The organism is Pseudomonas sp. RA_15y_Pfl1_P11 (assembly GCF_963970975.1).
GTDB lineage: Bacteria > Pseudomonadota > Gammaproteobacteria > Pseudomonadales > Pseudomonadaceae > Aquipseudomonas > Aquipseudomonas tritici.
On sequence record NZ_CAXAOY010000005.1, the window covers coordinates 132,879 to 156,504 of the forward strand.

At 59.3% G+C, this 23,626-nt stretch carries 20 protein-coding genes and 1 pseudogene; 12 read left to right on the forward strand and 9 right to left on the reverse strand.

What is annotated here, in order from left to right; all coding sequences use genetic code 11:
* Positions 1–145 precede the first annotated feature (145 nt).
* Both AACY44_RS08115 and AACY44_RS08120 read right to left on the reverse strand, forming a co-directional pair.
* Positions 146–988: a mechanosensitive ion channel family protein gene (locus AACY44_RS08115; protein ID WP_339436029.1), complete on the reverse strand. Its 843-nt coding sequence runs from the start codon at positions 986–988 to the stop codon at positions 146–148.
* 136 nt (positions 989–1,124) lie between these two features.
* Positions 1,125–1,610 (reverse strand): YajQ family cyclic di-GMP-binding protein, encoded by a 486-nt coding sequence (locus tag AACY44_RS08120; protein ID WP_159955504.1) that lies wholly within the window; start codon positions 1,608–1,610, stop codon positions 1,125–1,127.
* Between the two features lie 123 nt (positions 1,611–1,733).
* Here AACY44_RS08120 and AACY44_RS08125 point away from each other — a divergent pair, with 123 nt between their 5' ends.
* From AACY44_RS08125 to AACY44_RS08135, 3 genes are read left to right on the forward strand one after another with little or no spacing between them, the layout of a single operon-like run.
* Complete coding sequence (locus AACY44_RS08125) at positions 1,734–2,651, forward strand: putative 2-dehydropantoate 2-reductase (RefSeq protein WP_339436028.1); 918 nt, start codon at positions 1,734–1,736, stop codon at positions 2,649–2,651.
* A gap of 46 nt (positions 2,652–2,697) precedes the next feature.
* Positions 2,698–4,734, forward strand: coding sequence for a sensor histidine kinase (locus AACY44_RS08130; RefSeq protein ID WP_339530024.1), 2,037 nt, complete (start codon positions 2,698–2,700; stop codon positions 4,732–4,734).
* 2 nt (positions 4,735–4,736) lie between these two features.
* A complete protein-coding gene (locus AACY44_RS08135; RefSeq protein ID WP_339417218.1) occupies positions 4,737–5,315 on the forward strand; it encodes a cob(I)yrinic acid a,c-diamide adenosyltransferase in 579 nt (192 codons plus the stop codon).
* A 56-nt stretch (positions 5,316–5,371) separates the two neighbouring features.
* Here the strand turns inward: AACY44_RS08135 and AACY44_RS08140 are convergent, their stop codons facing one another.
* The 3 genes from AACY44_RS08140 to secA all read right to left on the reverse strand — a co-directional run bounded on the left by AACY44_RS08140 (position 5,372) and on the right by secA (position 10,415).
* Positions 5,372–6,316, reverse strand: coding sequence for a Nudix family hydrolase (locus AACY44_RS08140; RefSeq protein ID WP_339427474.1), 945 nt, complete (start codon positions 6,314–6,316; stop codon positions 5,372–5,374).
* A gap of 22 nt (positions 6,317–6,338) precedes the next feature.
* Positions 6,339–7,556, reverse strand: a complete 1,218-nt coding sequence (gene argJ / locus AACY44_RS08145) for a bifunctional glutamate N-acetyltransferase/amino-acid acetyltransferase ArgJ (protein ID WP_065889944.1) — start codon at positions 7,554–7,556, stop codon at positions 6,339–6,341.
* 123 nt (positions 7,557–7,679) lie between these two features.
* A complete protein-coding gene (gene secA / locus AACY44_RS08150) occupies positions 7,680–10,415 on the reverse strand; it encodes a preprotein translocase subunit SecA (protein WP_339417221.1) in 2,736 nt (911 codons plus the stop codon).
* 304 nt (positions 10,416–10,719) lie between these two features.
* On the opposite strand from secA, the gene AACY44_RS08155 reads away from it, so the two are divergent.
* A complete protein-coding gene (locus tag AACY44_RS08155; protein ID WP_339417222.1) occupies positions 10,720–11,175 on the forward strand; it encodes a DUF721 domain-containing protein in 456 nt (151 codons plus the stop codon).
* A 4-nt stretch (positions 11,176–11,179) separates the two neighbouring features.
* Here the strand turns inward: AACY44_RS08155 and AACY44_RS08160 are convergent, their stop codons facing one another.
* Complete coding sequence (locus tag AACY44_RS08160; RefSeq protein WP_339530027.1) at positions 11,180–12,658, reverse strand: helicase HerA-like domain-containing protein; 1,479 nt, start codon at positions 12,656–12,658, stop codon at positions 11,180–11,182.
* 204 nt (positions 12,659–12,862) lie between these two features.
* On the opposite strand from AACY44_RS08160, the pseudogene AACY44_RS27685 reads away from it, so the two are divergent.
* Both AACY44_RS27685 and AACY44_RS27690 read left to right on the forward strand, forming a co-directional pair.
* Positions 12,863–13,894, forward strand: a pseudogene (locus AACY44_RS27685) (HAMP domain-containing protein); the annotation flags it as partial.
* A gap of 93 nt (positions 13,895–13,987) precedes the next feature.
* Entirely contained in the window at positions 13,988–14,752 is a 765-nt protein-coding gene (locus tag AACY44_RS27690; RefSeq protein WP_370467841.1) for a methyl-accepting chemotaxis protein, read from the forward strand.
* A 13-nt stretch (positions 14,753–14,765) separates the two neighbouring features.
* Here AACY44_RS27690 and AACY44_RS08170 read toward each other — a convergent pair whose 3' ends face one another.
* Both AACY44_RS08170 and purU read right to left on the reverse strand, forming a co-directional pair.
* Positions 14,766–14,936 carry a hypothetical protein gene (locus AACY44_RS08170; protein ID WP_339417225.1) on the reverse strand — a complete coding sequence of 57 codons (171 nt, stop codon included), beginning with the start codon at positions 14,934–14,936 and terminating at the stop codon, positions 14,766–14,768.
* A gap of 88 nt (positions 14,937–15,024) precedes the next feature.
* A complete protein-coding gene (purU, locus tag AACY44_RS08175; RefSeq protein WP_339417226.1) occupies positions 15,025–15,873 on the reverse strand; it encodes a formyltetrahydrofolate deformylase in 849 nt (282 codons plus the stop codon).
* Between the two features lie 350 nt (positions 15,874–16,223).
* Here purU and mvaT point away from each other — a divergent pair, with 350 nt between their 5' ends.
* Positions 16,224–16,598: a histone-like nucleoid-structuring protein MvaT gene (gene mvaT / locus AACY44_RS08180; RefSeq protein ID WP_005790963.1), complete on the forward strand. Its 375-nt coding sequence runs from the start codon at positions 16,224–16,226 to the stop codon at positions 16,596–16,598.
* Between the two features lie 89 nt (positions 16,599–16,687).
* Here the strand turns inward: mvaT and sbcB are convergent, their stop codons facing one another.
* On the reverse strand, positions 16,688–18,115 hold the full coding sequence (sbcB, locus tag AACY44_RS08185) for an exodeoxyribonuclease I (protein ID WP_339417228.1): 1,428 nt from the start codon (positions 18,113–18,115) through the stop codon (positions 16,688–16,690).
* Between the two features lie 167 nt (positions 18,116–18,282).
* On the opposite strand from sbcB, the gene AACY44_RS08190 reads away from it, so the two are divergent.
* From AACY44_RS08190 to AACY44_RS08210, 5 genes are read left to right on the forward strand one after another with little or no spacing between them, the layout of a single operon-like run.
* Positions 18,283–18,975, forward strand: a complete 693-nt coding sequence (locus AACY44_RS08190) for an RDD family protein (protein ID WP_339530029.1) — start codon at positions 18,283–18,285, stop codon at positions 18,973–18,975.
* Complete coding sequence (locus AACY44_RS08195) at positions 18,972–19,952, forward strand: stage II sporulation protein M (protein WP_339417230.1); 981 nt, start codon at positions 18,972–18,974, stop codon at positions 19,950–19,952. The genes AACY44_RS08190 and AACY44_RS08195 overlap by 4 nt, the downstream gene beginning before the upstream one ends.
* On the forward strand, positions 19,939–21,468 hold the full coding sequence (locus AACY44_RS08200; RefSeq protein WP_339427475.1) for a DUF4129 domain-containing protein: 1,530 nt from the start codon (positions 19,939–19,941) through the stop codon (positions 21,466–21,468). The genes AACY44_RS08195 and AACY44_RS08200 overlap by 14 nt, the downstream gene beginning before the upstream one ends.
* Positions 21,465–22,634, forward strand: a complete 1,170-nt coding sequence (locus AACY44_RS08205) for a DUF4350 domain-containing protein (protein WP_339427476.1) — start codon at positions 21,465–21,467, stop codon at positions 22,632–22,634. The genes AACY44_RS08200 and AACY44_RS08205 overlap by 4 nt, the downstream gene beginning before the upstream one ends.
* On the forward strand, positions 22,631–23,626 hold the full coding sequence (locus AACY44_RS08210) for an AAA family ATPase (RefSeq protein ID WP_339530031.1): 996 nt from the start codon (positions 22,631–22,633) through the stop codon (positions 23,624–23,626). Before AACY44_RS08205 ends, AACY44_RS08210 begins: the two co-directional genes overlap by 4 nt.

The window sequence follows — 23,626 nt, forward strand, 5'->3', positions numbered from 1 at the left end:
GAAAGCCGCTCCCTTGTGAACAAAGGAGCGGCTTTTTTATTGCTGTAGTGTTTCAGCACCAGAATAACTAGCAAGCTAACTAACTAGATTAATACCCTCGCCTTGAACCTGACCTAACGGCCAAGTTCACGATTATTGCTCCACATTACTTAGCGGCTGTTTCCTGCACCACCCGAATAACCCGCTGCGGAAACGGAATATCAATTCCCACCGCTTTCAAACGGTCACGTGCCAGCTCATTGAACAAGAACACCAAATCCCAGTAATCCGACGTCTTGGTCCAGCAGCGCAGGGACACGGTGATCGAGCTGTCGCCCAAGGTTGAAACCACGGCCACAGCCATCGGGTCCGCCAGCACGCGCGGATCTTTCGCCAACTCCAGCAGCACTTCGCGAGCTTTCTGCAGGTCAGCGTCATAGTCCACACCCACGTCAAACACGACCTTGCGAGTCGGCTGACGATTGGTATTGGTGATGATGCCGTTGGACAGGATGCCGTTAGGTAAGATCACCGTCTTGTTGTCGCCGGTACGCAGCACAGTGTGGAAGATCTGGATGCTGTCGACGGTACCCGAGGTGCCCTGGGCTTCGATCCAGTCACCAATACGGAACGGGCGGAACAACAGAATCAATACGCCGCCGGCGAAGTTGGCCAGGCTGCCTTGCAATGCCAGGCCAATGGCCAGGGTAGCGGCACCGATCGCAGCAACGAACGAGGTGGTCGCTACGCCGATCATTGAGGCCACGCTGACAATCAGCATGACTTTGAGCGCGATGTTCGCCAGGCTGGTGACGAAGTGCTGCAGTGCCAGATCGGCGTTACGGGTGGCCAGCAAGCGCCCTACTCGGTGGGTAAATACGTTGATCAGCCACCAACCAATGGCCAGGGTGATTACAGCGAGCAATACCCGGCTGCCGTATTCCATGATCATCGGGATCCACGACTGTGAGGTCTTGATCAAGTGATCCATTTCAGCGTTCAAATCCATCAACATTCTCCTGGTTACCGGATGTTCGGCGTATTCACGGGCCACAAATGCAATTGAGCCCCGTAGGGCTCAAGAGTGGGCGCAGGTGTCTAGGGCGTGGGACGTCAAAAACGCCCGCTGGTTCCACAATGTGCCATCAGTCGCGGAAGTTATTGAACTGCAGCGGCATATCGAACGTCTTGGCACGCAAGGCCGCGATGGCCTCTTGGAGGTCGTCACGCTTCTTGCCAGTGATACGCACCTGCTCACCCTGGATGGCGGCCTGGACTTTCAGCTTGGCGTCCTTGACGTGGGCAACGATCTTCTTCGCCAGCTCCTTATCGATGCCTTCCTTGAGCACGGCTTCCTGCTTCATCAGCTTGCCGGAGGCGTAGGCATCCTTGATTTCAAGGCACTGCGCATCGATCTTGCGCTTGACCAGCGACAGCTTGAGGATCTCGATCATCGCTTCCAGCTGGAAATCGGCTTCAGCGGTCAGGTTGACGGTCAGGTCCTTTTCCTTGAATTCGAAGCTGCCCTTGCCTTTCAAGTCATAGCGGCGATCCAGCTCCTTGACGGCGTTCTCGACGGCGTTGGTGACTTCGTGTTTGTCCAGTTCGGATACCACGTCGAACGAAGGCATGTCATTTCTCCAATATAAGGGGCGGGCTCAGTAGAGATGGAGCGCGCCCGAGCTAAAATGCCGGAGCATTATAGCGGTTCTTTCGCCGCGTTCACTGTGAGCGACCCTACGGAGCACAAACTGATGTCGACCACCTGGCATATTCTCGGCGCTGGCAGCCTGGGCACACTCTGGGCCACTCGCCTGGCACGTGCGGGCGTGCCCGTAAGGTTGATCCTGCGCGATGAGGCACGCCTGGCCAGTTATCAGGCCGCCAAAGGGCTGACCCTGATAGAACAAGGCGTCGAACACACTTACCCGGTCATCGGCGAAACGCCCGACAGCCCCGAACCGATTCATCGCCTGCTGGTGGCGTGCAAAGCCTACGACGCCCAAGACGCTGTCGCACAGTTGCAACATCGACTGACACCCGATGCCGAGCTGATCCTGTTGCAGAACGGTCTGGGCAGCCAAGACGCAGTGGCCGCGCAACTGCCCCAGGTTCGCTGCATCTTTGCCTCCAGCACCGAAGGCGCATTTCGCGATGGCGACTGGCGCGTGGTGTTCGCCGGCCATGGCTATACCTGGCTGGGAGACGCCAGCCACCCTACCCCGCCACTTTGGCTCGATGATTTGAACGCCGCCAGCATCCCCCACGATTGGAGCACCGATATCCTCACGCGGCTGTGGCGTAAATTGGCCCTCAATTGCGCGATCAACCCACTGACGGTGCTGTACCAGTGCCGCAATGGAGAACTGCAAGCCCATCACTGCGAAGTCGCCACCCTCTGCGCCGAACTCGGTGAACTGCTGGAATGCTGCGGCCAACCCGCAGCCGCGCAGGACCTGCAGCAAGAAGTGGAACGGGTAATCCACGCCACGGCCGCCAACTACTCCTCCATGTTCCAGGACGTGGCCGCCGGCCGACGCACCGAAATCAGCTATCTATTGGGCTATGCTTGCCAGGCAGCCAGCCGTCATCAGTTGAACCTGCCGCATTTGCAACAGCTGCAAGTACGCTTGGTCGAGCAGTTACTCGCGCGCGGATTGCCCCGCGACTGAGCCACGCGCTACCCTGCTCGTCTGTCTATTGCCTGGGAAAACCCTGATGCCGTTGCGCCAGCGTCTTGAAAATTTACCGGTCGGGCAGAAACTGCTGGCCGCCCTGCTGGTGCTGCTGACCACCGTCTTGCTGGTGGCCAACCTGACTTTTATCAGCGCCGCCTACTGGATCTCCCAGGAAAGCATGGCGCCCCAGGCGTTGCAGGCTATTGGCCGCCTGGTGTCCAACCCCGCGCTCGCCGCCGAGGCCCTTGAGTCGCCCGCGAAAGCTGATGCCCTGCTCAATGAGCTGACCAGCTATTCCCCCCTGCGTGCAGCCGCCCTGTACGACGGTGCTGGCAACCTTTTGGCGCAGATGCAACACGGCGACCGCCTGCACCTGCCGGACCACTACCGGCATATCGAAGCCTGGCGTGTCACCGAGTTTCGCAGCAATCAGATCATCACCCTGCCCCGTGCGGGCCTGCCATCCGGGCATCTGTTGCTGGTGGCCAGCAGTGAATTGCCGGTGGCGTTCTATACCGGCACGCTCACGGCCAGCCTGGGCATCCTGATTTTCAGCGTGCTGCTGTGGCTGGTCATTGCCCGCCAGATCAAACGCCTGATCACCCGTCCGATCCACGAGCTGGAAGAACTCTCGCGCCAAGTCACCCGCGAAGAGAACTACGCCCTGCGCGCCGGCCGCGGCAATCACGATGAAATCGGCAGCCTGGCCGAAGCCTTCAACACCATGCTGTCGCGTATCGAAGCGCGCGAGCAGCAACTCAAGCGTGCGCGTGACGACTCCCAGGCCGCCTATGACCAGGCCCAAGGCCTGGCCGAAGAAACGCGCCACACCAATCGCAAGCTCGAACTGGAAGTCCAAGTTCGCAGCAAGATCGAGAAAAAGCTCACCGGGTTTCAGAACTATCTGAACAGTATCATCGACTCGATGCCCTCGGCGCTGATCGCCCTGGATGAACAGCTCTACGTCACCCAATGGAACCAGGAGGCCAGCGCCCTCTCCGGCACGCGCCTGGATGAAGCCCTGAACCAGCCGATTTACCTGGCGTTCCAGCCGCTCAAACCGTACCTGCCGCAGATCAGGGCAACCGTCGAACAGCACACCGTGGAACGCATCGAGCGCGTCACGTGGTTCAAAGACGATGAACCCAAGCACTATGCCCTGACCTTCTACCCGCTGATGGGGGGCGCTGGGCGTGGCGTGGTGATCCGGATCGATGACATCACCCAGCGCCTGTCCCTGGAAGAAATGATGGTGCAGTCGGAAAAAATGCTCTCTGTGGGTGGCCTGGCCGCTGGTATGGCCCATGAGATCAACAATCCGCTGGGGGCGATCCTGCATAACGTGCAGAACATCCGCCGCCGGTTGTCTCCCGACCTACCCAAGAACCTGGAGCACGCTGAACAGGCTGGCATCGAACTGGACACGGTCAACCGTTACCTCGAGGGCCGCGACGTGCCACAACTGCTCGATGGTATTCAGCAGGCCGGAGCCCGGGCGGCGAAGATCGTCACCCATATGCTCAGTTTCAGCCGCCGTAGCAACCGGCAAATGGCGCCTTGCGATTTGCCGGCGCTGATCGACCAAGCCGTGGAAATCGCCGGTAACGACTTCGACCTTGCCATCGGCTTTGACTTCAAGGGTCAGGCGATCACCCGCCAGTTCGACCCCCAACTGGGCCCGGTTCCGGGCACTGCCAACGAGTTGGAACAGGTGCTGCTCAACCTGCTGAAAAATGCCGCCCAGGCCATCCACCTGCGTGCAGACGGCAGTGAGCCGGGGCGCATTATCCTGCGTACCCGTCTCAACCCGCCGTGGGCGGAGATCCAAGTGGAAGACAACGGCATCGGCATGAGCGAGAACGTGCGTAAGCGCACCTTCGAACCGTTCTTTACCACCAAGGAAATCGGCCAGGGCACCGGGCTTGGGCTGTCGGTGTCCTATTTCATCATCACCAACAACCACAAAGGCCAGATGGAGGTGCACTCCACCCTCGGCCAAGGCACCTGCTTCACCCTGCGCCTACCCTTGGCCGGCAGCCAACTGCCCCCCTACGAATTGAACCAACTGGAGCACTGACCATGGGCTTTCGCCTGTCGAAGATCTACACCCGCACTGGCGACACAGGCGAAACCGGCCTGGGCGACGGCCGCCGCGTGCCCAAGGACCACCCACGGGTGGAAGCCATTGGTGAAGTGGATACGCTGAACAGCCAGCTGGGGTTGCTGCTGGCCAATCTTGAAGAGCAAAGCGGCAAGCACCCTGAGTTGATGGATGTGGTTGAAGTACTCACGCCTTGCCAGCATCGACTGTTCGACTTGGGCGGTGAGTTGGCGATGCCGGTGTACAAGGCATTGAATGCGGCAGAAGTGGATCGGCTGGAAGCGGCAATTGATCGCTGGAATGAGGAAGTGGGCCCGCTGGAGAACTTCATCCTGCCCGGTGGCTCGGCGTTGATCGCCCAGGCCCATGTATGCCGCAGCCTGGCACGCACTGCGGAGCGGCGGTGTCAGCACTTGAATGCGGTGGAGCCGTTGGAAGGGGTCGGGTTGGCGTATATCAATCGACTGTCGGATTTATTGTTTGTGGCGGCGCGCGTGATTGCCAGGCGTCAGGGTGTTGCTGAGGTGTTGTGGCAGGCAGCGGCCAAGCCTCACTGACAAACCCTCGCGTAGCAGCTGTCGAGCTCAAGCGAGGCAGCTGCTACGGTGGAGTTTCATGCCTCGGGCCAGAACGCCCTGATCCCAGCGACACCTTGAGCCCCAGCCTCCCAAGCCTTTTCCCGCTCAGCAGGCCCAACCCCACCCAACAGAAACACCGGTTTGCTGAACCCGCTGATCAACTCAGCCGCCTGCTCCCAACCCAACGGCTGTGCATCAGGATGAGTCTGCGTCGGCTGCACTGGCGACAGCGTGACAAAATCCACGTCCATCATTTCCGCCAGCGCCAACTCCTCGGCATTGTGGCAAGACGCCGCCAACCAGCGATCTTTAGGCAGCGGCCGGCCTTTGCTCGCATATTTACGCAGTTGCGCCGAAGTCATGTGCCAGCCCGCCGAAGGAAAATCCCCCAACCACTCAAATGGCCCCTTGAGCATCAACTGAGCCTTGCCCGCACACAAACCCACCGCATCCACCGCAAGATCGCGGTATTTGGGGTCGTAGCCGTTGGGTGCGCGCAGCTGAACCAGCTTGATGCCGCCGGCGATGGCTTGCTGGATACCGCGCAACAGTGTCGGGGTTTCCAACTCGCCAGGGGTGATCAGGTATTCAGCCGGCAAACGCGCAGCCGCCACAATCGGCGCATTGGCTGCCGGGAACTCATAGTTGAGCAGGTCCCGAGGGGCAACCCATTCCAGCGGCTGCCCTTCGGCGCCGTGGGGTTCGCCGGTAAAGGCCGAGACTTCCCAGACATCCAGCAACACCTGCTTGTCCGGGTAATCATGTTGCACCTTGATCAGCGGCCGCGCCGTGGTGACCTGGATGCCCAGTTCTTCCTGCAATTCGCGGGACAGTGCACTGGCGACCGACTCATCGGCCTCCACCTTGCCTCCAGGAAACTCCCAGAGGCCGCCCTGATGCTGGGTATCGGCGCGGCGCGCCAGCAGGATCCTGCCGTCGACACCGCGGATCACCGCTGCTGCTACATGCACTCGTTTCACCGCGCTTTTCCTTTTTTTGCTATCAGGTACGGTATTCCGCGTTGATCTTCACGTACTCGTGGGACAGGTCGGTGGTCCAGATGGTTTCGCTGCACTCGCCGCGACCGAGCTCGATGCGGATGGTGATTTCTTCCTGCTGCATCACCGCCGAGCCTTGGGCTTCGGTGTAGGTCTCGGCGCGGGCGCCACGGCTGGCAATGCACACATCACCGAGAAACACGTCGATCTTGCTCACGTCCAGGTCTGGCACGCCGGCACGGCCGACTGCTGCCAGGATACGGCCCCAGTTAGGGTCAGAGGCGAACAATGCGGTCTTGATCAGTGGCGAGTGAGCCACGGTGTAACCGACATCCAGGCATTCCTGGTGGTTGCCGCCGCCGTTGACTTCAACCGTCACAAACTTGGTCGCGCCCTCGCCGTCACGCACGATGGCCTGGGCCACGTCCATGCACACTTCGAACACTGCCTGCTTCAAGGCCGCGAACAACGGGCCGCTGGCCTCGGTGATTTCCGGCAGGTTGGCCTGGCCGGTGGCGATCAGCATGCAGCAGTCGTTGGTCGAGGTATCGCCATCGATGGTGATGCGGTTGAACGACTTGTTGGCGCCGTCCAGGATCAAGCTGTGCAGCACGTCGCGAGAGACTTTGGCGTCGGTGGCGATGTAACCGAGCATGGTGGCCATGTTCGGGCGGATCATGCCTGCGCCCTTGCTGATGCCCGTCACGGTGACGGTCACGCCGTCGTGCACGAACTGGCGGCTCGCGCCTTTTGGCAAGGTGTCGGTGGTCATGATGCCGGTAGCCGCTGCCGCCCAGTTATCCACAGACAGGTCATCGAGTGCGGCTTGCAGTGCGCCTTCGATTTTTTCCACGGGCAGCGGCTCACCGATTACGCCAGTGGAGTACGGCAGCACTTGGCTGGCGTCGACGCCGGTCAACTGGGCCAGCTTGGCGCAGGTGCGAGCAGCAGCAACCAGGCCAGGCTCGCCGGTCCCGGCGTTGGCATTGCCGGTGTTGGTCAGTAAGTAACGGATGGTGCCAGCCACGCGTTGCTTGGCCAGGATCACCGGCGCGGCACAGAACGCATTGAGGGTGAACACCCCGGCGACGGTCGAGCCTTCGGCGCAACGCATCACCACCACATCCTTGCGACCCGGGCGCTTGATGCCGGCCGAAGCGATACCCAGTTCAAAACCGGCAACCGGGTGCAATGTGGGCAAAGGACCAAGACCAACAGCCATGAATGCGCTCCTTAAAAATGGGTGATGTCTGTACCGTCATGATCGACGGCGAAATTAATGGCAAAACGCCGCGACGGCAGAGGCCGGTCGCGGCGCAGGGTGTTGCAGCGTCAGGCAGAAATCTTATTCGATCTGGCCGTGGCAGTGTTTGAACTTCTTGCCCGAACCGCAATAGCACAGCTCGTTGCGACCCAGCTTCTGGTCGTTGCGAACCGGGGTTTGAGCCAGGGCCACATCAGTCTCTTCGGCCAGTACTTCAGGGGCTTCCAGACCTGGCGCCTCGTCATGCTGGAACTGCATGCGTGCCGCCAGTGCCTCGGCCTCCTCGCGCAGGCGGGCCTCTTCCTCGATCGGGTCTTCGCGACGCACCTGAACGTGGGACAGCACGCGGATCGAATCGCGCTTGATCGAATCCAGCAGTTCGGAGAACAACGTGAACGACTCGCGCTTGTACTCCTGCTTTGGGTTCTTCTGGGCGTAGCCACGCAGGTGGATGCCGTGACGCAGGTGGTCCATGGTCGACAGGTGGTCTTTCCACAGGTCGTCCAGCACGCGCAGTACGATTTGCTTCTCGAACGTGCGCAGTGCTTCGGCACTCGCCTGCTCTTCTTTCTCGTTGTACGCAGCCAGCAGCTCGGCCATCAGTTTCTCGCGCAGCGTCTCTTCGTACAGGTGATCGTCTTCGTCCAGCCATTGTTGAACCGGCAAGTCGACACCGAAGTCGCTCTTCAATGCCGCTTCCAGGCCGGCAACATCCCACTGTTCTGGCAGGGATTGTGGCGGGATGTGAGCGCTGACGGTGGCATTGAGCACGTCCTGACGGAAGTCAGCAATGGTCTCGCCAATGTTGTCGGCGGCCAGCAACGTGTTACGCATGTGATAGATCACTTTACGCTGTTCGTTGTTGACGTCATCGAACTCGAGCAGTTGCTTACGAATATCGAAGTTACGCCCTTCAACCTTGCGCTGTGCCTTCTCGATGGCGTTGGTCACCATACGGTGCTCGATCGCTTCACCGGACTGCATGCCCAAAGCCTTCATGAAATTCTTCACGCGGTCCGAGGCGAAGATGCGCATCAGGCTGTCTTCCAGCGACAGGTAGAAGCGGCTGGAACCGGCGTCACCCTGACGACCGGCACGACCACGCAGCTGGTTGTCGATACGACGCGATTCGTGACGCTCGGAAGCGATCACCTGCAGTCCACCGGATTCCAGAACGGCCTGGTGACGTTTCTGCCAATCCGCCTTGATCTGCGCGATCTGCTCTGGAGTCGGGTCTTCCAGCGAAGCCACTTCCACTTCCCAGTTACCGCCCAACAGGATGTCAGTACCACGACCGGCCATGTTGGTGGCGATGGTCAGCGCGCCTGGGCGACCCGCCTGGGCGATGATCTCGGCTTCTTTTTCGTGGAACTTGGCGTTGAGGACCTTGTGCTCGATGCCTTCCTTATTGAGCAGGCTGGACATGTGTTCGGACGTTTCGATGGTGGCCGTACCCACCAGCACTGGACGGCCGTGAGTCATGCATTCCTTGATGTCGGCGACGATCGCTGCATATTTCTCGTCGGCAGTCAGGAACACCAGGTCGTTGTAGTCCTTACGCGCCAGCGGCTTGTTCGGCGGGATAACCATCACCGACAGACCGTAGATCTGGTGGAATTCGAACGCTTCAGTGTCGGCCGTACCGGTCATGCCGGAGAGTTTGTTGTACAGACGGAAGTAGTTCTGGAACGTGGTGGAGGCCAACGTCTGGCTTTCGGCCTGGATGTTGAGCACTTCCTTGGCTTCGATAGCCTGGTGCAGGCCCTCGGACAGACGACGCCCCGGCATGGTACGGCCGGTGTGTTCGTCAACCAGAACGACTTGGCCGTCCTGCACGATGTATTCGACGTTGCGATGGAACAGCTTGTGGGCGCGCAGACCGGCATACACGTGGGTCAACAGGCCCAGGTTGTGCGCCGAGTACAGGCTTTCGCCTTCGGCCAGCAGGCCGATCTGGGTGAGCATTTCTTCGACGAACTGGTGACCGCCTTCGTTGAGTTCGACCTGGCGGGTCTTCTCATCGATGGTGAAATGACCTTCTTTGGTCACTACGCCTTCCACTTCTTCGATGTGCTGCTCCAGACGCGGGATCAACTTGTTGATCTCGGTGTACAGGCGCGAGCTGTCTTCGGCCTGGCCGGAGATGATCAGTGGGGTACGGGCTTCGTCGATGAGGATGGAGTCGACTTCGTCGATCACGGCAAAGTTGAGTTCGCGCTGGAATTTCTCATCCATGCTGAACGCCATGTTGTCGCGCAAGTAGTCGAAACCGAATTCGTTGTTGGTGCCGTAGGTGATGTCGGCAGCGTAGGCGGCACGCTTCTCTTCCGGCGGCTGGAACGGCGTCACAACGCCGACGGTCAGGCCGAGGAATTCATAGAGCGGGCGCATCCAGTTGGCGTCCCGGCGAGCCAGGTAGTCGTTCACCGTTACAACGTGCACGCCCTTGCCGGACAGTGCGTTGAGGTAAACGCCAAGGGTGGCCACGAGGGTCTTGCCTTCACCGGTACGCATTTCGGCAATCATGCCTTCATGCAAGGTCATGCCGCCGATCAACTGGACGTCGAAGTGGCGCATGCCCATGACACGCTTGCCGGCTTCGCGGGCGACCGCAAAGGCTTCGGGAAGCAGCTTGTCGAGGGTTTCACCTTTGGCTATGCGGGCCTTGAACTCTTCGGTCTTGGCGCGCAATTGCTCGTCCGAAAGGGCAACCATCTGCTCTTCGAAGGCATTGACCAGCTGCACCGTCTTGAGCATGCGTTTGACTTCACGCTCATTCTTGCTTCCAAAAAGTTTCTTTAACAAAGGCGCAAACATATCGGCAGGTTCTTCCACACATAGGGATGGAGGGCGCACCGTGAGTGGCCCGAGCAGCCCTCACGGCCGCATGCGAACGCGCATTCTACCCGGATTCGTGGGTGAGGAAAGTGGCGTTGTTCCGCGAGGCTGGCATGGCGCCGTGAGAGGGCACGTTTAAAATAAGGGCTTTTGCTGGAACTTCAACCCATGGAGCGAAGAAGTTACTGATTGATTTCACGCACAAAACCCACGAAGGCATGGCCTGGGGGCATACAAGCGCTTTCTGCTAAGATGGCCGCTCTGTTACTTAAGGTGTCCAATAATGGCATTTCGCCCCCTAACAGCCCGCGCGCCTGCCGTGTTGCTGCGCGAAGCCAAGCCGTTGAAAGCTATCTTTGGCCATGCGCAACGCTTGGGCCATCTGCAACGCCTTCTCGAAAGCCAGCTGCAACCCGCCGCGCGCGAACACTGCCGCGTGGCGTCGTGGCGTGAGGGGAACCTGCTGCTTATTGTCACAGATGGTCACTGGGCAACGCGTTTGCGTTATCAGCAAAAACGCCTGCAGCGTCAATTGATGACCTTTGATGAGTTTGCGGGTTTGACGCGCGTCCAATTCAAAGTACAACCGCCCACCCCCCTACCCGGCGTGGAGGGTCATACCCTGGACCTCTCGACAAATGCGGCCGAAACCATTCAGGCAACGGCCGACGGGATCAGCGACCCCGGCTTGCGCGCGGCGCTTGAGCGGCTGGCTGCCCACGCCAAACCCAAACCCTGATTCGCTATTTGCGCTTGCTCCCGCCCAATAACGACCCCAATAAACCACGCACCAGTTGCCGGCCCATCTGATTGGCGGCTTGCTGCATCGCTGATTTCAGCGCTTTGCCCGCCGTCGTGCCGAGAAACACCCCGGCCCTGTCGGTAAAGCTTGGCTCATCGGTGGCCGGTGCGGCCTCTTCGGTCGGCCCAAGCTCCTTGCGTGCCATCAGCACTTCATAAGCGGATTCCCGATCGATCGGTTTGTCATACCGGCGCTGCAAGGGCGAACTGGCGATCAAGGCAGCGCGCTCGGTTTCGCTGAGCGGCCCGATCCGTGATTGTGGCGGTGCGACCAGTACGCGCTGGACCACCTCCGGCGTGCCCTTTTCCTGCAAGGTGCCCACCAAAGCCTCACCCGTGCCCAGTTCGGTCAATACCGACAACGCGTCAAAGGCCGGGTTTGGCCGGAAGCCGTCCGCTACGGCGCGCAAAGACTTCTGTTCTTTAGTGGTAAACGCCCGCAGACCATGCTGGATGCGCAGGCCGAGTTGGGCCAATACGCTGTCCGGCAGGTCGCCTGGCGACTGGGTGACAAAATACACGCCAACGCCTTTCGAACGAATCAGCCGCACCACCTGCTCCAAACGCTCTTGCAACGCCTTGGGCGTGTCGGCGAACAGCAAATGCGCTTCGTCAAAAAACAGTGCGAGCAGCGGTTTGTCGGCGTCACCGCGCTCGGGCAGTTGCTCGAACAATTCCGCCAACAGCCACAGCAGGAACGTCGCGTATACCTTCGGCGCTTCGTGCACCAAGCGGCTGGCGTCCAGCAGGTGGATGCGCCCGCGCCCGTCGCTGGTGGGCTGCAGGATATCTTCCAACTGCAAGGCCGGCTCGCCAAACAAGGCTTCGGCGCCCTGCTGTTCCAACACCGCCAGACGTCGTAACAATGCCTGGCTGGAACCAGTGGTCATCAGCGCTGCGTCTTCGCCCAGCAATTCCGGGTGATAGCGCAGATGGTTAAGCAGTGCCTTGAGGTCTTTGAGGTCCAGAAGCAACAGGCCTTCGCGATCCGCCACCTTGAAGGCTGCGTAGAGGGCCGACTGTTGGCTGTCGGTAAGCTCCAGCAGGCTACCGAGCAACAACGGCCCCATTTCGCTGATAGTGGTGCGCAACGGATGGCCAGACTGCCCGTGGATGTCCCACAGCGTGACCGGATAAGCCTTGGCCGTGTAATTCAGGAAAGGCATGCCGGCGATACGCTCGGCGACCTTGCCTTGGGGGGCCGCCGCAGCGCCCAGGCCGCACAGGTCACCCTTGATGTCGGCGGCAAACACTGCCACGCCGGCATCACTGAAGGCTTCGGCCAGACGTTGCAACGTGACGGTCTTGCCCGTGCCGGTGGCGCCGGCGATCAACCCGTGACGGTTGGCCAGGCGCATGGCCTGGGCGATAGGCTGGCCAGTAAGGTCAGCACCGATAAGGAGTTGCGTAGAATCAGGCATTTCGTCACCCATGGTTAATCTTTACTGTCGTCAGGTCGATACAGGGCTATGTGAGACCCATAAAGTCTAAAAATAGGTCAGATAGTTCCTACAGGGACCCACAGAGCTATCAATCGGATTATTACACCTTTTTTGACGCTACCATTTTGCGCATCCCACGAGGACGCGCCTCGGATATCAAGACCATAGCGGACCCTACAAGCCATGAATAAAAATCTGCGTTTCAGCCATAAAATCCTGCTTGCAGCCTCCCTTATCGTCATCGCCGCTTTCGCGCTGTTTACCCTCTACAACGATTACCTGCAACGCAACGCGATTCGTGACGACCTCAACAACTACCTGCATGAAATGGGCGATGTCACCGCCAGCAACATTCAAACCTGGCTGACCGGGCACATTGCCCTGGTGGAAAATGCCGCGCAAAACATCGCCATTAACCCCGAGCCTGCTGCCGTTGCCAGCCTGCTGGAACAGAAAGCACTGACCTCTTCGTTCATGGCAACCTACGTCGGCGACAGCAAGGGCGCCTTCACCATCCGTCCCGACACCAAGATGCCGGACGGCTTCGATCCGCGTGTGCGCCCCTGGTACAAAGGCGCCCAGAGCAGCAACGGTTCAACCCTGACCGAACCCTACATCGATGCCGCCACTGGCAAATTGATCATTTCCGTTGCCACCCCCAGCACCCAGGGTACCCAGAGCATCGGCGTGGTCGGTGGCGACCTGAGCCTGCAAACCCTAGTGGATAACATTGGCGTGCTGAACTTCGGCGGCATGGGCTATGCTTTCCTGGTCAGTGCCGATGGCAAAGTACTGGTACACCCAGACAAAAACCTGGTGATGAAGACCCTGGCCGACGTGTACCCGAAAAACACCCCGAAGATCAGTGCAGACTTCAGCGAAGTCGAGGCCAACGGCAAAGACGCTATCGTGACCTTTACACCGATCAAGGGCCTGCCCTCGGTGAACTGGTACCTCGGTATTTCGGTAGATAAAGACAAATCCTTCGCCATGCTCAGCGAGTTCCGCACTTCCGCGGTCATCGCTACGATCATTGCCGTGGTGATCATCATCGCCCTGCTCGGCATGCTGATCCGCGTGCTGTTGCAACCACTGCATGTGATGACGCGCGCCATGCAGGACATTGCCGACGGCGAAGGCGATCTGACCCGTCGCCTGAGCATCCACAACAATGATGAATTCGGCACACTGGGTAACGCATTCAACCGGTTTGTGGAGCGTATTCATACCTCGATCCGTGAAGTGTCCTCCGCCACCGAACAGGTCAATGAGGTGGCACTGCGGGTCGTCAGCGCGTCCAATTCGTCGATGGTCAACTCCGACGAGCAGGCCAACCGCACCAACAGCGTGGCGGCCGCCATCAACGAACTGGGCGCCGCCGCCCAGGAAATCGCGCGCAATGCCGCTCAAGCGTCGAGCCAGGCCAGCGACGCGCGGCATTTGGCCGAAGACGGCCAGCAAGTGGTGGAGCGAAATATCAAGGCGATGAACCAACTGTCGGCGATGATCAGCGCTTCCAGCAGCAACATCGAAGCGCTGAATAGCAAGACAGTGAATATCGGCCAGATTCTTGAGGTGATCACCAGTATTTCCCAGCAAACCAACCTGCTGGCACTGAACGCCGCCATCGAAGCGGCCCGCGCAGGGGAAGCCGGGCGTGGGTTTGCGGTGGTCGCGGACGAAGTGCGCAACCTGGCTCACCGCACCCAGGAATCGGCGCAACAAGTACAAACGATGATCGAGGAACTGCAGGTCGGCGCCCGGGATTCGGTCAGCACCATGAGTGAAAGCCAGCGTCACAGCCTCGACAGTGTGGACATCGCCAACCTGGCCGGCGAACGCCTGAACAGCGTGACTCAGCGTATCGGTGAGATCGATGGCATGAACCAGTCGGTCGCCACTGCCACTGAAGAACAAACCTCGGTGGTGGAGTCGATCAACATGGACATTACCGAGATCAACACCCTCAATCAGGAAGGCGTGGAAAACCTGCAATCCACGCTGCGCGCCTGTGGCGACCTTGAGCGGCAAGCGTCACGACTGAAGCAATTGGTGGGCAGTTTCCGCATCTGATCCAGGCGGGCGATTACGCGTCCTCGGGATCGGCCTTACCCTGCTCCTGCTCCCACAACTCGACGGCACCGGGAAATTCGGTGCCGTCCTCACTGTCGAGGTCATCCGGGTCATATCGGCTCAAGCACCCTTCCCCCAGGGTCGCCGGGGCTTTTGACGTGGCTTTTTCCAGCGGGTCACTCATGACTCAATCCTCAACAGCGCACAAAGAAAAAAAGGGCCTGGAGCGATTTAACGCCCAGGCCCTTCATTCTTCAATCACAACACGTCGGTCAGAACACGACCGTCTTGTTGCCGTGCACCAGCACGCGGTCTTCCAAGTGGTAACGCAGGCCACGGGCCAGGACCATCTTTTCGACGTCACGGCCGAAACGCACCATGTCTTCAATGCTGTCGCTGTGGCTGACACGCACCACGTCTTGCTCGATGATCGGACCAGCGTCCAGTTCTTCGGTGACGTAGTGGCAGGTCGCACCGATCAACTTCACGCCGCGCAGAGAAGCCTGGTGGTACGGCTTGGCCCCTACGAACGATGGCAGGAAGCTGTGGTGGATGTTGATCACCTTGCCAGCATATTCGCGGCATAGCTCCGGCGGCAGGATCTGCATGTAGCGCGCCAGCACCACAACGTCGGCTTCATGTTGCTTGACAAGGCGCGAGACTTCGGCGAACGCCGGCTCCTTGTCCTGCGGGTTGACCGGCACGTGGCAATACGGGATGCCATGCCATTCAACCATGCTGCGCAGGTCGTCATGGTTGGAAATCACGCAAGCGATCTCGCAGTCCAGCTCATCGCTGTGCCAGCGGTGCAGCAAATCAGCCAGGCAGTGGGATTCGCGACTGGCCATCAACACCACGCGTTTTTTCTGCTCGGTGTCGGTGACGTGCCAGGTCATCGAAAACTCTTCGGCGATCGGCGCAAACGCCTCGCGGAAGGCATCAAGACCAAAAGGCAGCGAGTCGGCACGAATCTCGTGACGCATGAAGAACCAACCGCTGAGATTGTCCGAGTGATGACTCGCTTCGGTGATCCAACCATTGTGGGAGGCCAGAAAGTTACTGACTTTGGCAACGATGCCGACCCGGTCCGGGCAAGCAATCACCAGCCGAAAAGTGCGCATTAGGGGAAAACTCCAGAACTTCGCAAAGGCCGCCATTCTAGCGATTGCGCGAGAAAACTGCAGTATTCGTTGAAGCTTATTCTGATCGCAGGCCCGTACCATGACCCTTAATAGCCTATGGCTTTACCACCTTTATATGAATCTACTGCGTTACCCGATGGGTGTTCCTCGCATGTCAAGCAGGTTATCTTTAGGTTGACGCCCTAGTAATTAACTCGAATGCATAGCAAGGCTACAAACATTCAAAGTAATTCACATAAATACGACCTTAAATGTTTACTTGGGCAAACCGCCTGACTATTATTGGGCCACTGTCCCTGTCAATCAGCGCTCTACATAAGGTAGTCCACATGTCTCTGATCAACGAATACCGTGCCACCGAAGAAGCTATCAAAGAGCTGCAAGCCCGTTTGAAGAATCTGTCCCAAGACGACAAACTGCAAACCGAGCTGGAATTCGAAGGCAAATTGCGCACCCTGATGGGTGAATACTCCAAATCCCTGCGTGACATCATCGCGCTGCTGGATCCAGAGTCGAAAGTTAAAGCACCGCGCGGCGCGGTAAAAACTACTGGCACCAAGCGCGCTCGCAAGGTCAAGCAATACAAAAACCCGCACAACGGTGAAGTGATTGAAACCAAAGGTGGCAACCACAAAACCCTGAAAGAGTGGAAAGCCAAGTGGGGCGGTGACGTGGTTGAAGGCTGGGCTACCCTGCTGGGCTAAGGCTCGCCAGGCCTGCGCCTGATACGCAACACTTTAAAAACGCCAGCCTGCTGGCGTTTTTTATTGCCTGCCTATTTTGTCAAAGTCGACTACAGGTTTACCTTGGCGGCCAGAGAGTCCGCATACTCCTGCCACTGCTCCAGTACCTCAGCCTGCAACGGCGTTGCACTAACGGCAAACTCTTGCCGAGCCTGCTTAAATGCCCTGAGGGTGTTCGGCGCGCCCCACTGCGGGTCAGACAAACGTTGCTGACAGAAAAGTGCCCAGCGTTGTTGCTCCTCATTGTTCAAGGTATCGGGGAAGTTACGCGCGCGGTAGCGAAACAATAATTCAGGCAAACGCTGATCATCAAAAGGCCATTGCTGGCGAGCTAATTGCGCAGGCTCGGCCATCCGGACTTGTTCGCATAAGCGCCGATCACGATCTCCGATAAAACCATCATAAAGCTGTTGCTCCGGGTCTGAACTCGGTACGAAATCTTCCTCGGCGTAAATGGCCGCCAACTTATCGCGCCAAAGTTCCTGTGCGTCAGTTAGCCGCAGCGCTCGTTCCTGATAGATGTTCATATCCAAGTGCAAGCGTTCACGGTCTTCAGCCCGCAGCACATTCAACGGGGCAACCACCGGGCAGCGATTGATATGTACCAACTTGAGCGGTACCGGCAGCTCACCCTCGCCAAGATCGTCACGACGGGTGTAAAGGCGCTGGCGCAAGGCATCCGCATCTAGGTCCAGCAACCCTTGCGGATCAAGCCCAAGATCGCAGACGATCAATGCATTACGGTTGCGCGGGTGCCACGCCAGCGGCAGCACCACACCCAGGTAATGGCGCTCGGCGGAAAAACGCCCGGAGATATGCACCATCGGTTGCAGCAGGCGCACCTGGTCCATCACACGTTGCTTGCTGCGCAGTTGAAACAACCATTCATACAGCTTGGGCTGTTTCTCACGAACCCGTCGAGCCAACGCAATCGTGGCGCGTACATCGGACAACGCATCATGAGCCTGGCCATGGTCGATACCGTTGGCTTCGGTCAGGCGCTCCAGCTTGAGCGTGACACGCCCATCCTGTTGCGGCCATTCAATACCTTCAGGGCGCAAGGCATAGGCCGTGCGGACCACGTCGATTAAATCCCAGCGACTGTTACCGCCCTGCCACTCCCGCGCGTAAGGGTCGAAAAAATTGCGGTACAGGCTGTAGCGCGTCATTTCATCGTCAAATCGCAAGGTGTTGTAGCCGGCGCCGCACGTACCCGGCGCGGCCAGTTCAGCATGCACTCGCGTCATGAAGTCGGCCTCGGCCAAGCCTTTTTCCGCGAGTATTGCGGGCGTGATACCGGTAATCGCGCAGGCGACGGGATGCGGCAGGATATCGTCGCTGGGCTGGCAGTAAAGATTGACCGGCGCGCCAATCTCATTGAGCTCAAAGTCCGTCCGGATGCCGGCTACCTGGAGTGGACGATCGCTACGTGGGTTGATACCGGTGGTTTCATAGTCGTACCAGAAAATGGAGGTCACGGGCTATTCCTGTACTGAAGATCGACAAAGTCTAGGCGCTCAACGGCGTCCGCGACCAGCACCAAATTTACTGTACAAACATCCAGCAAAACCTTGAATGGTTGCTTCCAGCGCCGACACTGCTAGCATCCGTGTCTCCCAGCCTCTGCGCACTGCCAAGGATCGCGATGCCGTCAGCCCCATTGGACACCCGCTACCAGATCGAAACCCCTGAGGGCATCGACCTGCCCCTGCGCCCGGCCGGCCTGGTGCCACGCGTGCTGGCCTTTGCCTTCGACCTTGGTTTGCGCGGGATCGTCATGGGCATTCTGCTGGTGCCATTGGCCTTGCTCGGCAACGTCGGCATCGGCCTGGGTTCGCTGCTGCTGTTCCTGATCAGTTGGTGGTACATGGTGTTGTTCGAGGTACTGAACCAGGGCTGCTCACCCGGCAAACAGGTCATGGGGCTGCGTGTCGTCCAAGATGATGGCACTCCGGTTGGCTGGTCCGCATCACTGATCCGTAACCTGCTGCGGTTTGTCGACATGCTGCCATTCGGCTACTTTCTCGGCGCGATCAGTTGCCTGCAACACCCTCACTTCAAGCGCCTAGGTGACTTGGCCGCCGGCACACTGGTGATCTACCGGGAACAGCCGTTGGTGCGCCCTCAAATCCCGCAAGCGGCGGCCTTGCGCCTGCCCTTCACCCTGGATTTGAATGAACAGCGGGCCATCCTTGGCTTCGCGGAACGTCAGGGTGAACTGTCCACCGAACGCGTTCATGAGTTGGCCTCTATTCTCGCCGCTCCCTTGCAGGTATCCCCTGCCCGCGCCGTGGAGCAACTCAATGGTGTGGCCCGTGGACTATTGGGGCCGACATGAAACAGAGCCTTTTCGAAAGCCGCCACCAGCCTCAATGGCAAGCCTTTGCCGAACACCTGAAACAGTTGGAGCAGGGCAAGGCCAAAGCCAGTGACGTGGCCGACTTCCCCCATCAATACCGACGATTGTGCCAACACCTGGCCTTAGCCCAGGCGCGGGGCTACAGCAGCTATCTGATAGACCCGTTGCAACAACTGGCCCTGCGCGGCCACCAACAGCTCTACCGTCATCGCAGCCAATTGGCGGCAAATGTGCTCGGGTTCGTACTCGCTGATTTTCCTCGGTTGGTGCGCGAGCAATGGCGTTTCGTGCTGATCGCCAGCCTGCTGTTCTTTGGCAGCCTGGTGGGTATCGCGCTGTTGGTCTACCTGTTCCCCGACCTGGTCTACAGCATCGTCAGCCCGCAGCAAGTGGCCGAGATGCAGGGCATGTATGACCCCGACGCCAGCCGCCTGGGCCGCGCCGCCGAGCGTGCGTCAAGCGAAGACTGGATGATGTTCGGCTACTACGTGATGCACAACACCGGCATAGCGTTCCAGACGTTTGCCGCCGGTTTACTGTTCGGGCTGGGCAGCGTGTTCTTTCTGATTTTCAACGGCCTGGTCATCGGTGCAGTCTCCGGGCACCTGACTGAAATCGGCTACGGGCAGACCTTCTGGTCATTCGTCATCGGCCATGGTGCATTCGAGCTGACAGCGATCGCGCTCGCCGGCGCCGCAGGCTTGCAACTGGGCTGGGCGCTGATTGCTCCAGGGCAATTGACCCGTGGCGAATCACTGCGGCGCGCGGCACGCAAGAGCGTGCAGATGTTGTGCGGCGTCATGATGTTCCTGCTGATCGCAGCCTTTATCGAAGCCTATTGGTCGTCCACCACCGCCATCACGCCTTGGGTCAAATACTTGGTGGGCGCTGCTCTGTGGCTGCTGGTGGCGGCTTACCTGGGCCTTGCCGGAAGGACTCGCCATGCGCCTGAGTGATGCAAGCGTGGTAATCCGCCCACGTACTGCCTGGGAAGCCATGGACCTTGGCGTATTGATGGCCCGCGAATATCGCCTGCTACTGATGGGCAGTTGGGCGCTGGTGAGCCTGCCAGTGTTCGTCTTACTCACTGCACTGCTGTGGCAGTACCCGTCTACTGCACTATTCGTGTTCTGGTGGCTCAAACCGGCCTTTGACCGCTTGCCGCTTTACATCCTGTCCAAGGCCTTATTTGGCGAAACACCCAGCATCAAGCAGGCCGTGCGCCAGTGGCCGAAACTGCTGAAAGGCCAGCTGCTGGCCAGCCTGACCTGGCGACGGCTCAGCCTGAGCCGCAGCTTTTTGATGCCAGTGAGTCAACTCGAAGGCCTGGATGGTCCGGCACGCCAAAAACGACTGGGCGTGCTGCAGCAACGTAAAGCAGGAGCCGCACGTTGGTTGACAACCATCGGAGTGCACCTGGAAATCGGCCTGTGGTTTGGTTGCATGGCACTGCTCTATCTGTTCATTCCCCAGAACGTCGAGATGGAGTGGGACTGGCAACGTCTGGCACTGGCGACAAGCTCGGACAATTTGTGGCTGGAACACCTGAGTAACGCGTTCTATGCCTTGATCCTGGTGTTTTGGGAGCCCATCTATGTCGCCTGCGGTTTCAGCCTTTACCTTAACCGCCGCACCGTACTCGAGGCCTGGGACCTGGAACTGGCGTTCCGACGCCTTCGTCAGCGCCTGAGCAGCGTAGCGCCGCTATTGTTACTGATAATAGGGCTGACGCTGCTGCCATTCAGCCCACCCGCCATGGCCGATGCTTCCAGCCCCGCCAAGCCACTGAACACCCAGGACGCGAGCCAATCCATCAAGTCGCTGCTGGATAAGCCTCCCTTCAAAAATCCGGAAACCGTTACCCGCTATCGCTTTGGCGAAGACAAGACCCCTGTTAAAAACAAGGCTCACAGCGACGGTAAACTCCCGGGCTGGTTGAAGGCGCTGCTGAACAACCTCAACAGCAATACCTTCAAGCACATCGCCCAAGGCTTGGAGGTGCTGTTGTGGGGCCTGCTGATCGGCGTCTTGATCATGCTGGCATGGCGTTATCGCGAATGGTTGAGCACGTTTGTCAGCCGGCGCGGGCCGCGCAAGCCAAACGTCATGAACCCCGTGCCGACACAATTATTCGGTCTCGAACTGGGCACCGAGACCTTGCCCGACGATGTTGCCAGCGCCGCCGAGGACCTATGGGCCACCCAACCAAGGGAAGCCCTCGGCCTGCTGTACCGCGGCCTGTTAAGCCGACTGCTGCATGATTTCAATCTGCCGCTTAAAAGCGCTGACACGGAAGGCCAGGTCCTGGCGCGCGTGCACCAACTGCAACAACCGCAGTTGCTGGCCTTCAGTGACGAATTGACCCGCCATTGGCAAAACCTTGCCTACGGCCATCACCTTCCACCCCTTTCAGCCCAGCAAAAACTCTGCACTGATTGGCGCACCCTGTTCAGCGCTGGGAACAACCCATGAACCGGCCTCTAATATGGGTGGGACTATTGCTGGCGTGCCTGCTTGGCGCGGGTGGTTACTTCGTGTGGAGCAAGGCGATCCCCTACGACGAAGTGGTGGATCGCGGCCCTTCTCCAGAAGCCCTGGCAAACCCCTACCTGGCGGCGGAACACTTTCTAAGCCAACAAGGCCTGTCCGTGGACCATGCCAACAGCGCGGAACGGCTGACGACGCTGCCAGCCAAGGGCCACAGCCTGTTATTGCTTGGCGAGCGCAGCAACATGTCACCACGCCAGGTAGAGCAACTGTTGGCTTGGGTCAAATCCGGCGGCCATCTGTTATTGGTGGCCGAGGCGCTATGGGATGAAGAGACTGGCAAAAGCGGCGACCTGCTGCTCGATCGCCTGGATATCCACCAGACCTTGAGTGATGAACCTGAAGAGCTTGCACCTACAGAGAAGACGCCTCTCAAAAAGAAAGCCCCGGACCTGACCAAACTCTACGTCGACAATGAAACCGCACCGGCTTATGTCAGTTTCGACACGGACTTCAACCTTACCGACCCCAAGCACCTGGCCCAGTTTTCTGCCAACAGCGCAACGTCGAGCCACCTGATGCAACTCGACCTTGGCAGAGGCCGCGTCACGGTGATCACCGACAGTGACCTGTGGAAAACCCCGAGTATTGGTAGGCACGACAATGCCTGGCTGCTGTGGTATCTGACCCAGGGCACAGCCGTGACCCTGCTGTTCAACAGCGACTTCGACGACTTGTTTACCCTGCTGTTGCGGTACTTCCCCCAGGCTCTGGTCGCATTCATTGCTTTGGTCGCCCTGGCACTGTGGCGGGCCGGAATGCGTCAGGGCCCGATCCAGCCTGCCCCACCCAATGCACGCCGCCAGTGGCAGGAACACCTGAAAGCCAGCGCCGACTTCCTGCTGCGCCGCAGCGGCCAGGGCACGCTGCTGCGTGCTCTGCAGCGCGATGTCTTGCGTGCCGCCAGGCGTCGTCACACCGGTTTTGAACACCTCGACAATGCAGAACAGTGGCGGGTACTTGAACACCTGACGCACCAACCCTTTCACGTCATCAGCCAGGCCCTTGGCTCACTTCCGGCAAAACGGCTTTCCAGCGCCGATTTCAGCCGGCAGGTGGCGTGCCTGCAAACCCTCAGGAATGCCCTATGAGCGAAATTCCAAGCGCCACTGCCCTGACCAGCGAAACCTTGCAACGTGCCAGCGGGCAAGCCCAGGCTCTGCGCACTGAATTGCGCAAGGCGGTGATTGGCCAGGACCAGGTGATCGACGAAGTCCTGACCGCACTGATCGCCGGTGGCCACGTGCTGCTCGAAGGGGTGCCTGGGCTGGGCAAAACCCTGCTGGTACGCGCCCTCGCACGTTGCTTTGATGGCGATTTCGCGCGTATCCAGTTCACCCCGGACCTGATGCCAAGCGATGTCACCGGCCACGCCGTGTATGACCTGCACACCGAGCAATTCAAATTGCGCAAAGGCCCGGTGTTCACCCACTTGTTGCTGGCCGACGAAATCAACCGCGCCCCGGCCAAGACCCAGGCGGCGTTGCTTGAGGCCATGCAGGAACGGCAAGTCACCCTTGAAGGCGAGGCGCTGCCTATCGGCCAACCGTTCATGGTACTGGCGACCCAGAACCCCATCGAACAGGAAGGCACCTACCCCCTACCGGAAGCGGAACTGGATCGTTTTATGATCAAGGTGCGCATGGATTATCCCGACGCGCAGCAGGAGCTGGATATGGTGCGCGAAGTAACGCGCTCGTCCCGGGCCGACATGCTGGATATACACCCATTGCGCACCGTGTTGCAGGCCGAGGACGTGCTGCAACTGCAGCGATTTGCCAGTGAATTGGCCCTGGATGAACAGGTGCTCGACTATGCAGTGCGCCTGGCGCGCACCACTCGTAGTTGGCCGGGGCTGACCATCGGCGCCGGGCCGCGGGCCTCCATCGCCCTGGTGCGTTGTGCGCGTGCTCGCGCCCTGTTGCGCGGTGGTGAATTCGTCACCCCGGACGACATCAAGGGATGCGCCTTGGCCGTACTGCGCCATCGGGTGCGTATAGCGCCAGAATTGGACATTGATGGGCTGGAGGTCGACCAGGTGCTCAAGCAAATGCTCGATCAGATTCCGGCGCCTCGGCAATGA